The 14,053-nt window shown below is 75.8% G+C and carries 15 protein-coding genes; 6 read left to right on the top strand and 9 right to left on the bottom strand.

The annotated features are described in order from the left end of the window. Positions 1 to 2 precede the first annotated feature (2 nt). Both MODMU_RS07505 and MODMU_RS07510 read right to left on the bottom strand, forming a co-directional pair. Entirely contained in the window at positions 3 to 770 is a 768-nt protein-coding gene (locus MODMU_RS07505; protein ID WP_014739603.1) for an MBL fold metallo-hydrolase, read from the bottom strand. Beyond that, positions 767 to 1,498, bottom strand: a complete 732-nt coding sequence (locus MODMU_RS07510; protein WP_231851784.1) for a DUF429 domain-containing protein — start codon at positions 1,496 to 1,498, stop codon at positions 767 to 769. Before MODMU_RS07510 ends, MODMU_RS07505 begins: the two co-directional genes overlap by 4 nt. Between MODMU_RS07510 and MODMU_RS07515 the strand changes: the two genes are divergently transcribed. Beyond that, a complete protein-coding gene (locus tag MODMU_RS07515) occupies positions 1,497 to 1,982 on the top strand; it encodes a ribose-5-phosphate isomerase (protein WP_014739605.1) in 486 nt (161 codons plus the stop codon). The two genes, MODMU_RS07510 and MODMU_RS07515, sit on opposite strands and share 2 nt — an antisense overlap. A gap of 10 nt (positions 1,983 to 1,992) precedes the next feature. Continuing rightward, on the top strand, positions 1,993 to 2,583 hold the full coding sequence (locus MODMU_RS07520) for a maleylpyruvate isomerase mycothiol-dependent enzyme family protein (protein ID WP_014739606.1): 591 nt from the start codon (positions 1,993 to 1,995) through the stop codon (positions 2,581 to 2,583). A gap of 69 nt (positions 2,584 to 2,652) precedes the next feature. Here the strand turns inward: MODMU_RS07520 and MODMU_RS07525 are convergent, their stop codons facing one another. The 6 genes from MODMU_RS07525 to MODMU_RS07545 form a co-directional block, all read right to left on the bottom strand. Continuing rightward, entirely contained in the window at positions 2,653 to 3,894 is a 1,242-nt protein-coding gene (locus tag MODMU_RS07525) for a GNAT family N-acetyltransferase (protein WP_014739607.1), read from the bottom strand. 78 nt (positions 3,895 to 3,972) lie between these two features. Beyond that, positions 3,973 to 6,180: an MMPL family transporter gene (locus tag MODMU_RS07530; protein WP_197537397.1), complete on the bottom strand. Its 2,208-nt coding sequence runs from the start codon at positions 6,178 to 6,180 to the stop codon at positions 3,973 to 3,975. 143 nt (positions 6,181 to 6,323) lie between these two features. Further along, on the bottom strand, positions 6,324 to 7,082 hold the full coding sequence (locus MODMU_RS07535; RefSeq protein ID WP_166503422.1) for a hypothetical protein: 759 nt from the start codon (positions 7,080 to 7,082) through the stop codon (positions 6,324 to 6,326). A gap of 46 nt (positions 7,083 to 7,128) precedes the next feature. Then, entirely contained in the window at positions 7,129 to 7,332 is a 204-nt protein-coding gene (locus MODMU_RS30290) for a response regulator transcription factor (protein ID WP_014739610.1), read from the bottom strand. Between the two features lie 30 nt (positions 7,333 to 7,362). Continuing rightward, entirely contained in the window at positions 7,363 to 7,773 is a 411-nt protein-coding gene (locus MODMU_RS30295; protein ID WP_231851785.1) for a response regulator, read from the bottom strand. Beyond that, positions 7,764 to 9,083: a sensor histidine kinase gene (locus tag MODMU_RS07545; protein ID WP_014739612.1), complete on the bottom strand. Its 1,320-nt coding sequence runs from the start codon at positions 9,081 to 9,083 to the stop codon at positions 7,764 to 7,766. The genes MODMU_RS30295 and MODMU_RS07545 overlap by 10 nt, the downstream gene beginning before the upstream one ends. Before the next feature lie 279 nt (positions 9,084 to 9,362). Here MODMU_RS07545 and MODMU_RS07550 point away from each other — a divergent pair, with 279 nt between their 5' ends. From MODMU_RS07550 to MODMU_RS07565, 4 genes are all read left to right on the top strand, one after another. Beyond that, positions 9,363 to 11,021: a hypothetical protein gene (locus tag MODMU_RS07550; RefSeq protein WP_014739613.1), complete on the top strand. Its 1,659-nt coding sequence runs from the start codon at positions 9,363 to 9,365 to the stop codon at positions 11,019 to 11,021. Positions 11,022 to 11,089: 68 nt separating this feature from the next. After that, positions 11,090 to 12,106 carry a sigma-70 family RNA polymerase sigma factor gene (locus MODMU_RS07555; RefSeq protein WP_014739614.1) on the top strand — a complete coding sequence of 339 codons (1,017 nt, stop codon included), beginning with the start codon at positions 11,090 to 11,092 and terminating at the stop codon, positions 12,104 to 12,106. A 29-nt stretch (positions 12,107 to 12,135) separates the two neighbouring features. After that, positions 12,136 to 12,540, top strand: coding sequence for a VOC family protein (locus tag MODMU_RS07560; protein WP_014739615.1), 405 nt, complete (start codon positions 12,136 to 12,138; stop codon positions 12,538 to 12,540). Then, entirely contained in the window at positions 12,540 to 13,097 is a 558-nt protein-coding gene (locus MODMU_RS07565) for a dihydrofolate reductase family protein (protein ID WP_014739616.1), read from the top strand. The genes MODMU_RS07560 and MODMU_RS07565 overlap by 1 nt, the downstream gene beginning before the upstream one ends. Before the next feature lie 36 nt (positions 13,098 to 13,133). Here the strand turns inward: MODMU_RS07565 and MODMU_RS07570 are convergent, their stop codons facing one another. Beyond that, positions 13,134 to 13,997, bottom strand: coding sequence for an SDR family oxidoreductase (locus tag MODMU_RS07570; protein ID WP_014739617.1), 864 nt, complete (start codon positions 13,995 to 13,997; stop codon positions 13,134 to 13,136). Between the last annotated feature and the right edge of the window lie 56 nt (positions 13,998 to 14,053).

The following is a 14,053-nucleotide window of genomic DNA, read 5'->3' on the forward strand; positions in this document are numbered from 1 at the left end:
GCTCAGGGTGGGACCCTGACCCGGGCCAGGGCGACCGAGCGGGTCAGCTCGTCGAACACCGGCGCGGTGCCCTGCCGGGTCAGCCAGCGGGCCAGCTGAGCGAGCTCGTCGCGCTGGGCGGCGACGAACGCCGCGTCCACCACCGCGCCGTGCCCGGGGACGACGGGGCCGCGCACCTCCGCCAGCAGCCGGGTGAGCGTGGCCGCCCACTCCAGCGGGAAGGCGTCGTCCATCGCCGGCGGCGCGCCCTCCTCGACCAGGTCGCCGGCGAAGACGACGTCGTCGACGGCGACCACCAGGTCGGCCCCGGTGTGCCCGCGGCCGTGGTGCCGCAGCTGCACGGCGCGGCCGCCGACGTCCAGCACCGCTGCGTCGTCGACCAGGTGGTCGGGCAGGTCGACCGGCGCCATGGCGACGAGCTGCGCCGCCGGGTCACCGGCCGCGAGCAGGTCCCGGACGGCGTGGGCCCGCTGCTGCTCGGCGGTGCCGGCCAGTTCGGCCACGCAGCGGCGGTGCGCCCAGACGTCGGCCGGGCGGAACGCCGCGTTGCCGAAGCAGTGGTCGTAGTGGGCGTGGGTGTTGACCACCGCCCACGGATGCGGGGTCACCGCGCGCACCGCCTCGGCGAGCGCGCGGCCCTCGCCCAGGTGCGAGCGGGTGTCGACGACCAGGCAGCCGCTCATCCCCACCACCAGCCCGCAGTTGAGGTCGAGCTCCCGGTGGCGGCGGACGAACACCCGGTCGCCGACCTCGACCCAGCCGGCGGTCACCAGCAGATCCGCATCGGCCGGCCGCGGGTGTCCGTCGTCCCGTCGCCGACGCACCCGGCCCGGCCCTCGGCCAGCCGCCGGCCCGGCCAGGCGGCGGCGCAGGCGTCCAGCGCGTCGACCACCGGCACCCCGACCGGGGCGTCGGCCAGCGCGTCCTCGACGTCCATCACCGCGCGGAGCGCGGCCAGCCGCTGCACGGTGCCGCGGGCGGTGCCCGTGCGGTCGGTGACGCCGCCCAGGCCGCAGCGGAACGTCAGCTCTGGGTGCACCTCGACGACCCGGTCGGTGGGTGGCGTCCCGAGCCCGTCGTCGAGCGCCCGGATCGCCGCGACGAGCACGAAGGTCTGCGCGGACGGCGCCCGGACCCCACCGGTCGCCGCCCGGCTGAGCTCGCGGGCGTGCGCGTGGTCGCGGGCGTCCAGCACGGCGCGCACCGGGGACGGGAACACCGAGCTCGCCGCGCCGGTCGCCTCGAGCAGCTGCCGGGCCCCGACGTCGCAGGCCCGGACGCCGTCCTCGGACAACCCGATGGGCATGTCGATCGCCACCACGTCGACGTCGGGGACGGCGAGCACGGTCGCGACGTCGGCCAGCGCCAGCAGCCGGACACCGCGGCCCTCCAGCAGCGCGCCCACCCAGGCGCCCCGCCAGCCGTCGACCCCCAGCACCGCCACCGGGTCAGCCTGCCAGTCGCCGGGCGTCGGAGCGGCCTGCGAGGATCGGGGCATGCGCGTCTTCCTCGGTACCGACCACGCCGGCCTGGAACTGAAGTCCCACCTCCTGCAGGTGCTCGCCGACCAGGGCTTCGAGCCCGTCGACTGCGGTGCGTACAGCTACGACGCGGAGGACGACTACCCGCCGTTCTGCTTCGCGGTGGGGGAGGGGGTGGTGACCGAGCCGGGCACCCTGGGCGTCGTCATCGGCGGCTCGGGCAACGGCGAGCAGATCGCCGCGAACAAGGTGCCCGGCGTGCGGGCCGCGCTGGTCTGGAACACCGACACCGCCAAGCTCGCCCGCCAGCACAACGACGCGAACGTGGTGTCGGTCGGCGGCCGCCAGCACAGCGTCGAGGAGGCCACCGAGCTGGTGCTGACCTTCCTGCGCGAGCCGTTCAGCGGCGAGGAGCGGCACGTCCGCCGCATTGGGCTGGTGAGCGAGTACGAGCGCGACCGGCACCGTCCGGCCGGCGGGCTGCCCACCGACACCCCATGAGGTCGCCGCGGTGACCGGCGACGAGCTGCGGGCGGCCGGCGCGGCCGTCCAGGAGCTGCTGGCCCGGGTGCCCGACGGCTCGGCGGCGGTGCCGCTGCTGGCCACCGACGTCACCGGCGTCGCCCACCACGTCACCTCCTGCCTGACCTGGTACGCCCAGGACCTGGTGGCCGGGCCGGTCGAGGTGAGCGCCTTCGAGCTGGTCCGCCGGCACGACGCGGAGCTGGCCGAGATGCGCCAGCAGCTGCACGCGGCCACCGAGGTGCTGGCCCGGGTGGTCGACGCCGCGGACCCGGCCGAGCGCGGCGCGCACAGCTGGGGCCTGGCCGACCCGTCCGGCTTCGCGGGCATGGGCTGCGCGGAGCTGCTGCTGCACGGCTGGGACGTCGCCGACGGCCGGGGCCTGGACTGGGCGCCGCCCCCGGCGCTGGCCGACGCGACGGTCACCCGGCTGTTCCCCTGGGTGCCACCGGACCCCGACCCGTGGGCGGCCCTGCTGTGGGCCACCGGCCGCGGCGAGCTGCCCGGCCGCGAGCCGGTGACCTCCTGGCGCTGGCACTGCGCCCCCCTCTCGGAGTGGGACGGCACCTCACCCTCGTAACGGGATGGAACGGCCCCCTTGCAGGGCCCCACCGCGAGCTGGCGAGTGGTGGGGGGCAAGGGGGTCCTTCTAGAACGTGTCCGGGCACCAGGGGGCGACCGGCCAGCGGAACGCCGTGGAGGCCGCCACCACGGCGCCCGGGCTGACCTCGGTCACCCGCCCGGCCGCCTGCAGCGAGGCCAGCGAGACCCCGCCCAGGTAGGCGGCGCTGAGCGCCTCGATGTCGAGCACCAGGTCCGGGTCGCGGTCGGTGCGGTCGCAGAACGCCCCCGCCGGGTGGCCCCAGACGTGCCAGCGCCCGTCGTTCCAGTCGCAGAACCGGTCGCGCACCTCGAACACCAGGTCGATCCGGGCCGGGTAGCGGCGGGCGGACAGCGCCCGGCCGACGTCGACCAGCCGCACCCACAGCGCGTCGACCGGGCGGGCGTGCCAGGCCCGCGGGTCGGCGAGCAGGTGCCGCAGCGGGTCGTCGTCCGACAGCGAGGGCGCCTGGACCGTGCGGACCAGGTCGATGCCGAGCAGGAACCGCCAGAGGGCGGCGTAGGCGGCCGGTGCGGCGGCGCGCACCTCGGTGACGGTGAGCGTGCCGGTCGGCTCGCCCTCGTCGCTCCAGCTGCCCCGGACCTGGTACGTCGCGTAGCCGGTGACCGTGCCGTCGGCCTCGGTGTGCAGCACGTGCTGGCGGGCGGTGCCGCCGCGGTGGGTCTCGGGCCGGTCCAGCAGCACCCGGTCCCACCAGCGGTCGTCGCGGGCGAGGTTGCCGGGCACGTGCCGGCGGAGCTGGTCGTACAGCCGGACGGCGGCCGGGCGGAACACCCCGACGTCGACCAGGGAGACCCGCCCGGTGCCGCAGTCGACGTCCGGCCGGAGCCGCAGCCGCCCGGCGTCCCCGGTCCAGCCGCCCCGCCAGCTCGCCGGGGCGTAGCCGAACCGGCCGTAGATGCCGGCCTCGGCGGCCCACAGCGCCGCCACGGGCTCACGCTCCGCGGCCTGCACCTCGGTGAGCTGGCGCCGCATGATCGCCGTCAGCACCCCCTGCCGGCGGTGGGTGGGTGCGACGGTGATCCAGGTGACCCCGGCGGTCGGCACGGTGGCCCCGGGGACGGCCATGTCCAGGCTGTAGATGCCGGCGGTGGCCGCCACCCGGTCCCCGTCGAACAGGGCGAGCGACCGGTCGAGCTCGGCGATCGGCGACGGCGTCTGCTGGTAGGGCCCGTCCGCCGCCTCACCGAACGTGGTCGACATCGTGGCTGAGAACCGCGGCCACTCCTCGGCGGTGATCGGACGGAGCTGGTCGGCGAGATCGGTCACGGTGGCTGTCTACCGGTCCGGGACGACGATCCCCAACCCCGTTCCACCGACCAGTCCCGCCGACCAGTCCCGCCGACCTCAGTGGCTGCCGGCCGGCAGCCGGTGCAGCCAGCGCGGCAGCCACCAGGTGCGGTCGCCCAGCAGCGCCATCGTGGCCGGCAGCAGCACCCCGCGGACCAGGGTGGCGTCGATCAGCACCGCCACCGCCAGCCCGACGCCCAGCTGCTTGAACTGCAGCAGCGACAGCGTCGCGAAGATGCTGAACACCGCGACCATCACGACCGCGGCGCTGGTGACCACCCCGGCCGACCGGCTGACCCCGCGGGTGATCGCCAGCTGCATCGGGATGCCGGCCCGGACCGCCTCGCGCACCCGGGAGACGACGAACACGTGGTAGTCCATCGACAGCCCGAACAGCACCACGAACAGGAACAGCGGCAGCCAGGACACGATCGCGCCGGTCGAGGTGAACCCGAGCAGCCCCTCGGCCCAGGTCGACTGGAACACCAGCACCAGCACGCCGTAGGCGGCGCCCACCGAGAGCAGGGTGAGCGCGGCGGCGATCAGCGCCACCGCCAGCGACCGGAACGCGACCGTGAGCACGATGATGGTGAGCGCCAGCACGAAGCCGATGACGAGCGGCAGCCGCTGGGACATGGTGTCGCCGAAGTCGAGGCTGCCCGCGGTGTCCCCGGTGACGGCGGCGGTGACCCCGGGGAGCGTCCCGACGGTGGCCGGGACGAGGTCCTCCCGCAGCTCGGCCAGGGCCGCGACGGCGTCGGCGCTGCCGGCGTCGGCCGTGCCGCCGATCGCCAACCGGGCCACGGTCCCGGCGGGGTTGACCTCCACGCCGTCGGTGGCCGCCGGGTCGGGCAGTCGGCTGGTCAGCGCGGCGGCGGCGGCGCGGACGGCGGGGACGTCGAGCGGCCCGCCGTCGGTGCGCCACAGCACCACCTGGTCGGTGCTGCCCTCCTGCGGGTAGGCCGCGGCGATGGCGTCGTAGGTGCGCAGCACCTCGCTGTCCCGGCTCAGCGACTCCAGGCCCGGCATCGCGGTGTGCATGCCGACCGCGGGTGCGGCGACCGCGAGCAGCACGCCGGTGCCCAGCGCCAGGGAGAGGCCGGGCCGGGCGACGACCCGGCGGACGACGGCACCCCACACCCGGCTGTCGTCGGTGCGGCCGACCAGCCGGCCCAGCAGCGGCAGCCGCGGCCGCTCGATGCCCCGGCCGAGCAGGGCCAGCGTGGCCGGCAGCACGGTGAGCGACCCGAGCACGGAGACCGCGACGACGAGGATGGTGCCGGTCGCGAACGAGGTGAAGACGGCGTTGCCGGCCAGGGACATGCCGGCCATGGCCACCGCGACGGCGATGCCGGAGGTGAGCACCGCGCGCCCGGAGGTGGCCGCGGCCAGCTCGACCGCCCGCTCGGTGGAAGCGCCGTGGCGGCGCTCCTCCCGGGCCCGGCGGACGTAGAACAGCGCGTAGTCGACCCCGACGGCCATGCCGATGAGCAGGACGACGCTGGAGGTGCTCTCGTCGACCGGGCGCAGCTGGGACACCAGCGAGACCAGCCCGAGGGCGCCGCCGACGGCGGTGATGCCCAGCAGCACCGGCACGCCGGCGGCCAGCAGCGCGCCGAAGGCGACCAGCAGCACGACCAGCGTCACCGGCAGGGTGAGCAGCTCGGCCCGCCGGAAGTCCTCGTCGAGCTGGTTCCCGACGACCGTGTCGATCGAGCTGCCACCGGACTCGGCGACCAGCACGTCCGGGTGGTCGGCCTGCACCCCGGCGACCGCGTCGAGCACCGGGCCGACGGCGTCGGCCGCGGCGTCGTCGGCGGCGGCGCCGGTGCGGTCGCCGACCTGCAGGGTGACCGGCACCAGCAGCGACGTCCCGTCCGCCGAGGGCACCGGGTCCCCGACGGAGGCGACCTCGTCGAGGCTGCGGACGGCGGCGGCGACGGCGTTCGCCGCGGACGTGCCCTCCGGCCCGATGGGGGACCCGTCGCGGGTCTGCACCAGCACCTGCTCGACCGGCGGGTCGGGGAAGCCGGCGCCGTCCAGGACGACGTCGGCGCGGCCGGACTCGCCGCTGCCGCTCTCCGCCCCGGTCAGCGTCCGGGTGCCGGTGAGGCTGCCGACGAGGACGGCCAGCAGCACGCCGACGAGCCACAGGGCGATGACGGTCCAGCGGTGGGTGGCGCTCCAGCGGGCGATGGAGACCACCGCCCCGTCCCGCGGTCGGGGCGGTGTCTCGGGCAGTGCGGTCATCACGGGAGCGCTCACGGCGGGACCTCTCGAGCTCGGGCGCCGCGGCTGCGGCGGCACTGCGTCGAGGCTCTCGACCGCCGGTCGTCCTGTCGTTGCCGCTGGCAGGCCGGACGGGGTCGGGCTGGCTGCACCCCCCGGGGGTCGTCAGCCCGACGTCGTCACGGGCCCGAGGTCACCCCGTCGGCGGCGAGGGTGAGGTCGCCGCAGGTCACCTGGTGGGCCAGGTCGAGCTGCGCGGCGGTGGCGCCGGTCGTGGTCGTGCTCGGCCCGTTGGTCGCGCGCGGCCCGTCGAGCTCGACCGCGGTGCTGGTGATCGACGTGCCGTCGGCCTGCAGGCCGACCAGGTCGCGGACGCCGTCGCCGCCGACGTCCGCGCAGCCCACGCCGGTGCCGTAGCCGGTGAAGCCCAGGTCGAAGGCGTACTGCTCGCCCTGGGCGTTCTGCACCGGCACGATCGAGCAGTCGCTGATCGCGTAGAGCGCCACCTGCCGCCCGTCGCTGACCAGCGCGACCAACTCCCCGTGACCGGTGACGTCGGCGACCAGCAGCGAGCGGGCGACCGGGCTGGCCGACGGGAAGTCGGCCGCGATCGCGTCGCCGGAGGCGGTCTGCACGCCGAACCGGGTCGAGCCGTCGGCCGCCGGCTGGGTGGCGATCCACTCCGTGTCGGGCCTGCCGTCGCCGTCGACGTCCAGGGTGGGTGCGTGCGCGGTGCCGGTCAGCGCGTCGCCGGTGGCCGGGCAGCCGGCCGGCGCGCTGCCGGTGGCTGCAGGGGAGGTGCTGGCCGGCGCGCTCGCGGTCGTGGTCGCCGTCGCTGTCGTGGTCGTGCCGGACGCTGCGTCGGCGTCGTCGCCGCCGGACGAGCAGCCGGTGAGCAGGGCCAGACCGACCAGGACGCAGAGCAGCGGACGACGCACGGTCACCACCGTCGTCCGTCTCGTTGGCCTGTGCAACCCCCGTGGGTCAGCTGCGCAGGTAGGCCAGGGTCGCCAGCACCCGGCGGTGCTGGTCCTCGTCGGGGGAGAGGCCGAGCTTGGCGAAGATGTGCTGGGTGTGCTTCTCCACCGCGCCCGGGGTGACCACCAGCTGCCGGGCGATCGCGGTGTTGGAGGAGCCCTCGGCGATCAGCCCGAGCACCTCCCGCTCGCGCGGCGACAGCGACCGCACCGGGTCGTCGCGGCGGCGGCGGGCGAACAGCTAGGCGACCACCTGCGGGTCGAGCACGGTGCCCCCGGCCACGACGTCGTCCAGCGCGGTGAGGAACTGGTCGACCTGGGCGACGCGGTCCTTGAGCAGGTAACCGACGCCGCCGGCGCCGTCGGCGAGCAGCTCGTCGGCGTAGGCGACCTCCACGTACTGGGACAGCACCAGCACGGCGGTCTCCGGGACGGCGCGGCGCGCCTCGACCGCCGCGCGCAGCCCCTCGTCGGTGTGCGTCGGCGGCATCCGGACGTCGACGACCGCGACGTCCGGGCGGTGCTCGACCACCGCGCGGACCAGGCTCGGCCCGTCGGCGACGGCGGCCACCACCTCGGTGCCGGCCTCGCCGAGCAGCCGGATCAGCCCCTCGCGCAGCAGCACGGAGTCCTCGGCCAGCACTACGCGCACGGGAGCTCTCCGATCAGCCGGGTGGGCCCTCCGCGGGGGCTGTCGACGACGAGCACGCCGTCGACGGCGAACAACCGGTCGGCGAGCCCGGCCAGGCCGTGGCCGGGGGCCAGCACGGCGCCGCCCTGCCCGTCGTCCTCGACCTCCACCCGGAGCCGGCCGTCCTCCCGGACGACGGACACCCGCGCGATGGTGGCGTCGCTGTGCTTGGCGACGTTGGCCAGCGCCTCGCTGACCAGGAAGTAGGCGCTGTTCTCCACCGCCGGCTCCAGCCGCTGGCCCTCGGGCAGCTCGACGGACAGCTCGACCGGGACGGGGGAGCGCGCGGCGACGGCGGCCAGCGCGGCGGCCAGCCCGCGGTCGGCGAGCACCGGCGGGGCGATGCCGCGGGACAGCGCCCGCAGCTCTTCCAGCGTCTCGCGGGTCATCGTGGCCGCCTCGGCGAGCGTGCTGCGGGCGCCGTCGGGATCGCTGTCGATCATTCGCTGGGCGCGGTGCAGGTCCATGCTCAGCCGCACCAGCCGCTGCTGCGGGCCGTCGTGGATGTCCCGCTCCAGCCGGCGCAGCGCCACCGCCTCGGCGGCGACCGCGGCGTCCCGTCCCTCGGACAGCCGGCCGATCTGCGCCTGGGTACCGGCCCGCAGGGTGAGCAGCGCCCGGGCGAACTGCGCCTCCAGCAGGGCGGACGCCCGGACGACGGCGGGCAGCAGGAGCGCGGCCAGCAGGCCGATCGCGGTGTACACCAGCACCCGGTTGGTGGCGGTGTCGTCCAGGTTCAGGGCCTCGGGGAGCGTGGAGTTCTCCCGGTCGCCGCCGTAGGGGATCGACCACTCCCACGCCACCGAGCTCAGGCCGCCCAGCGCGATCGCCCACCAGGTGACGACCACGACGAAGGCGGGGATCGACACCGCCATCCGCAGCAGCGCGTGCACCACGTCCAGCCAGCACTGCGAGTCGCGCAGCGGCTCGACCAGCCGGCGCACCAGGGACGCCCCGGGGGCGGCAGCCCGGTAGACCGGGGAGGGCACCGCGCGCTGCAGCACGCCCGGCAGCCGCACCCGCTCGACCGCGGCGAGCCCGCGGGCGACCAGCAGCGTGAGCGCCAGCAGCGGCAGGCCCACCCAGATCACCAGCGTGCCGATCCCGACCGCGAGGCCGGTGACGACGAGGACGAACGCGGCGATCGAGAGCGGGAAGCCGACCAGCACGTAGGCGGTGTCGACGCCGAGCTGCCGCCACCAGCGGCGGTGCCCGGGCGCGGTCGGGGCGGAGGCGGCCGGGAGGGGCAGCTCGGCGGTGGAGGTGGTCACGTCGACCAGCCTGCTGCCGGGCGGCGGCCGGTCCCAGCCCGCTGGCTGGCCGCTGCCGCGTCGGGTTGTCCCGACCCCGCGCCGTCCCGCTCGTCGTCCCGCCGGCCGTCCATGTCCCCGGGGATGCTCCCGGCGTACAGGTCCGGTGTCCAGGCCCGGGCACCCGGTCGGGGTGCCGGGGCCCCGGGGTGCGCCCTAGGGTCGGCGGTCTGCCGACGTGTCCACGCCCGGCTCCCCGGGACCCCTGCCCCGGACGGTGCGGGACGTGGGAGGAAGCGCATGCGCCGTCTCGGGACCGTTGCGTCCGCCGTCGTCACCCTGGTCGTGCTCGCCGGGTGCACCAGCAGTTCCGCCGACGACGACCCGGCCGGGAGCGCGCCGGCCGACGCCGCCGGCGACCAGCCGGTGACGGCGGCCCCGGAGGCGCCCCGCACGCTCGTCGCCGACACCGACCCGGTCGCGGCGGCGGTGTCGACCAGCCGGGCGCTGTTCGCCGGCGCGCCGGTCGCCGTGGTGGCCGGCCGCGACGACCCGTCGGCGCAGCTGCTCGGGGCGGTGTCCGCCGTCGGGCTGGGCGTGCCGCTGCTGCTCGGTGCCGACGGGTCGGCGGACGCGCTGGCCCCCGAGCTCGACCGGCTCGGGGTGCGGACGGTCCTGGCGGTCGGGGACGACGCGGCGGCCGCGCTGCCCGACGACGGGGTCGAGGTGGTGACCGTCCCCGCGCAGGCCGACGCCGTGGCGGAGGCGACCGGGCTGGACCTCGACGCCGACCAGCCCGTCGCCGAGGCCGACCGGGCCGCCGCGGTGGCGGCGCTGGCGCCCGACGCGCTGCCCGCGCTGAGCGCCGAGGGGGCGGCCGCCCTGACCGGGGCCGCGGAGCCCGCCGGCGAGCTGCCGGCGGTCGACCGGCCCGAGCCCCTCGAGGACGTCGTGGTCCTGGCCGGCGGCGGCGGGGACGCCCTCGCCGGCATCGCCACCGCCCGCGCCGCCGGCGCCGAGGTGCTGCTGACCGGCACCGACCCGCGGAGCTCGGAGGCGGTGGTCGAGCGGTTGGCCCAGCAGCCGACGGTCGTGGTGCTCGGCGCCGACCTGGCCGGCGCCCCGGGCATCGACTGGAAGCTGGACACCGCGGCCACCGGCACCCAGCTGCCCGGGGGCGGCCAGCTGCTGTTCCCGCAGCACATGCTGGTCGCGCTCTACGGCATCCCGGGCAGCGGCGCGCTCGGCGTGCTGGGGGAGCAGGACCTGCCGGCCGCGATCGAGCGGGCCGAGCAGACCGCCGAGCCCTACCGCGCGCTGGTCGGGGCGACCGTCGTCCCGACCTTCGAGATCATCGCGACCGTGGCGTCGGAGTTCCCCGGCGCGGACGGCAACTACTCGGCCGAGGGTGACGTGGAGACGCTGCGGCCCTGGGTGGAGGCGGCCGGCGCGGCCGGTCTCTACGTGGTGCTGGACCTGCAGCCGGGGCGGACCGACTTCCTGACCCAGGCGAAGGAGTACCAGTCGCTGCTGGAGCTGCCCCACGTCGGCCTCGCGCTGGACCCGGAGTGGCGGCTGGAGCCCGGGCAGGTGCACCTGGCCCAGATCGGCCAGGTCGGCATCGACGAGGTCAACACCGTGGTCACCTGGCTGGCCGACCTCACCCGGGAGAAGGCACTGCCGCAGAAGCTGCTGGTGCTGCACCAGTTCCAGGTGCGGATGATCATCGACCGCGAGCGGCTGGACACCTCCCGGGACGAGCTGGCGATCATGGTGCACGCCGACGGGCAGGGCGGGCAGGCGGCCAAGCAGGACACCTGGCGGGTGCTGCACCAGGACGCCCCGCCGACGCTGAGCTGGGGCTGGAAGAACTTCGTCGACGAGGACTCCCCGATGCTCACCCCCGAGCAGACGATCGAGCAGGTGCTGCCCACCCCGCAGCTGGTCACCTACCAGTAGCCGGCTCCCTTGGTTCTGTCGGTGGCCTCCGGCACTATCGGCGGGGACGTCGACGAGGAGGTCCTGCCATGACCGGTCTGATCGCCGAACGACCCGGAGCGGTGCCGGCCAGCGAGCTGGAGCCGCGGCTGGCCGAGCACCGCCGGGAGCTGACCGGCTACTGCTACCGCATGCTCGGCTCGTCCTTCGACGCCGAGGACGCGGTGCAGGAGACGATGGTCCGCGCCTGGCGGTCGCTGGACCGGCTGCAGGGCGCCGGCGCGCTGCGCTCCTGGATGTACCGGATCGCCACCAACGTCTGCCTGGACGCCCTCGACGGGCGCAAGCGGCGGGCGCTCCCGGTCGACATGTCCGAGGAGGCCTCCGCCCCGGTCGAGGCATCGCTCGACGGCGTGCTGCCCGACGGCGCCTGGGTCGAGCCGGCGCTGGACCGGCAGGTGCTGCCGGTGGGCGGCGACCCGGCCGACCTCGCGGTGCAGAAGGAGTCGGTGCGGCTGGCCTTCGTGGCCGCGCTGCAGTTCCTCCCACCCCGGCAGCGGGCGGTGCTGATCCTCCGCGACGTGCTCCGCTGGAAGGCCGACGAGGTCGCCGGGCTGCTGGAGACGTCGGTGGCCGCGGTCAACAGCGCGCTGCAGCGCGCCCGGGCCACCCTCGCCGCGCAGCAGGCCGCCGAGCAGCCGGCCCGGCCCGAGGTCGCCGCCGACCAGGCCGAGCTGCTGGACCGCTACCTGGACGCCTTCGGCCGCTACGACATCGAGGCGCTGGTCGCGCTGCTGCACGAGGACGCGGTGATGGACATGCCGCCCTACGCGATGTGGCTGCGCAGCTCCGCCGACATCGGGACCTGGCTCATCGGGCCCGGCGCCGACTGCCGCGGGTCGCACGTCGTGCCCCTGGAGCTCAACGGCAACCCGGCGTACGCCCAGTGGCGCCCGAGCGGGCCCGACGGGCAGTTCGAGCCGTGGTCGGTCACCGCGCTGGAGTTCGGCGCCGACGGCCGCGTCACCCGGATGACCGCCTTCCTCGACACCCGGCTGTTCGACCTGTTCGACCTGCCGCGGAACCCGGCCCCTACGGCGCGATGAGTTCGGCCGGTCGCGGCGGTCTGGAGGGCATGACCGAGACCAGCACCTCACTGCTCCGCGACAGCGCCGCGTTCAGCGGCTTCTCCGTCGACGACCTGGACGCGGCGCGCGCCTTCTACACCGACGTGCTCGGGCTGCGCACCAGCGCGGAGCCGGAGATGGGCGGGATCATGCACCTGCACCTCGCCGGGGGGCGGGACGTGCTCGTCTACGCCAAGGGGCCCGGGCACACCCCGGCCACCTACACGGTGCTCAACTTCCCGGTGCCCGACGTCGACGCCGCGGTGGCCGAGCTGACCTCCCGGGGCGTGCAGTTCCTGCACTACGACGAGCCACCGACCGACGAGAACGGCGTGATGCGCGCCGGCGGCCCGCTGATCGCCTGGTTCACCGACCCGGCCGGCAACGTCTTCTCCGTGATCGAGCAGGGCTGATGGGCCGGCTGGTCTACACCACGATCTGCTCGCTCGACGGCTACATCGCCGACGCGGACGGGACGTTCGACTGGGCCGAACCCGACCCGGAGGTGCACGCCTTCGTGAACGACCTCGAGCGGTCGGTCGGCACGTACCTCTACGGCCGCCGGACGTACGAGGTGATGGCGGTCTGGCAGACCCTCGGCGGCCCCGAGCACCCGGCCGTCGAGAACGAGTACGCCGAGATCTGGCGGGCCGCGGACAAGGTCGTCTACTCGACCACGCTGGAGGCGGTCGGCACGCCGCGCACCCGTCTGGAACGCGCCTTCGACCCGGCGGCGGTGCAGCAGCTGAAGGAGTCCTCGGAGAGCGACCTCGGCGTCGGCGGCGCAGGTCTGGCGGAGTCCGTGTTCCGCGCCGGGCTGGTCGACGAGGTGCACCACCTCGTGCACCCGGTGGTCGTGGGCGGCGGCACCCGCGCGCTGCCCGACGGCGTCCGGCTGGACCTCGAGCTGGTGAGCGAGCGCCGGTTCGCCGGCGGCGTCGTCCACCTGCACCACCGCCGCCGCGGCTGAGGCTGTGCTGCGACGCCGTGGTCGCCCTCCTGGCGGTCAGCTCAGCACCCGTGGTCGTGCGCCGCGGACCGGGGCGCTCGTGCTCCGCGCCCAGACCGCGTCGAGGCCGCGGGCCGGCAGCAGCACCTTCATCCCGAGGACCAGCCGGGCGTCCGCGCCCACCAGGGTCCGCGGCCGCACCCGGCGCCGGGTCAGCTGGCGCTCCACGGCGGCGGCGACCCGCTCGGGCGGCTTGGCGTTCGTGCGGATCCTCCCGATCAACCGGCGCTCACCGGCGAACTGCGGCGCGTAGAGCTCCCGGTGCTCGGGCTCGAGACCGGCCTCGAGACCGTCGATGAGCTCGTCCATCTCGTGCCAGGGATCGGTGTCGATCACGCCCGGCTCGACCAGGCCGACCTGGACGCCGAAGGGTCGCAGCTCGACCCGCAGGCAGTCGGCCACCGCCTCGGTCGCGTACTTGGAGGCGTTGTAGATCCCGGTGAACGGGAACGACACCCGGCCGTTGATCGAGGAGATGAACACCACCCGGCCCCGGGCTCGGCGCAGCCGGGGCAGCACGGCCCTGGTCACCGCGAGCGGCCCGATCAGGTTCACCTCGAACTGGGTGCGCATGTCGGCCCGGGACAGCGTCTCGACCGGGCCCCCCACGGCGACACCGGCGTTGTTGACCAGCGCGTCGAGCCGCTCGGGGAGCACGCGGTCGAGCGCGGTCAGGTGCTCGGGGACGGTGACGTCGAGCTCGACCGGTGTGATCAGGTCGGACTCCGCGGCCAGCTGCTCGGCAGCGACGTCGGTGCGGACGCCGCCGTAGACCCGCCACCCCGAGTGCGCCAGGCGGACGGCGACGGCGCGGCCGATGCCGCGGCCGGCGCCGGTGACCAGAGCGGTGCTCGTGCTCATGCACCGGACCCTCGCGCGCCCCGGGGGGCGGGCGGCGAGTAGTGCCGTACTCGATC

It is taken from the genome of Modestobacter italicus (genome assembly GCF_000306785.1).
Lineage (GTDB): Bacteria > Actinomycetota > Actinomycetes > Mycobacteriales > Geodermatophilaceae > Modestobacter > Modestobacter italicus.

What these genes read in the sequence shown, in the direction of transcription:
- MODMU_RS07555 (WP_014739614.1), top strand. Translation starts at nt 11,090, where the DNA reads ATGACCGGTCTGATCGCCGAACGACCCGGAGCGGTGCCGGCCAGCGAG.
- MODMU_RS07510 (WP_231851784.1), bottom strand. Translation starts at nt 1,498, where the DNA reads ATGCCCCGATCCTCGCAGGCCGCTCCGACGCCCGGCGACTGGCAGGCT.
- MODMU_RS07560 (WP_014739615.1), top strand. Translation starts at nt 12,136, where the DNA reads ATGACCGAGACCAGCACCTCACTGCTCCGCGACAGCGCCGCGTTCAGC.
- MODMU_RS07570 (WP_014739617.1), bottom strand. Translation starts at nt 13,997, where the DNA reads ATGAGCACGAGCACCGCTCTGGTCACCGGCGCCGGCCGCGGCATCGGC.
- MODMU_RS07550 (WP_014739613.1), top strand. Translation starts at nt 9,363, where the DNA reads ATGCGCCGTCTCGGGACCGTTGCGTCCGCCGTCGTCACCCTGGTCGTG.
- MODMU_RS07565 (WP_014739616.1), top strand. Translation starts at nt 12,540, where the DNA reads ATGGGCCGGCTGGTCTACACCACGATCTGCTCGCTCGACGGCTACATC.
- MODMU_RS07515 (WP_014739605.1), top strand. Translation starts at nt 1,497, where the DNA reads ATGCGCGTCTTCCTCGGTACCGACCACGCCGGCCTGGAACTGAAGTCC.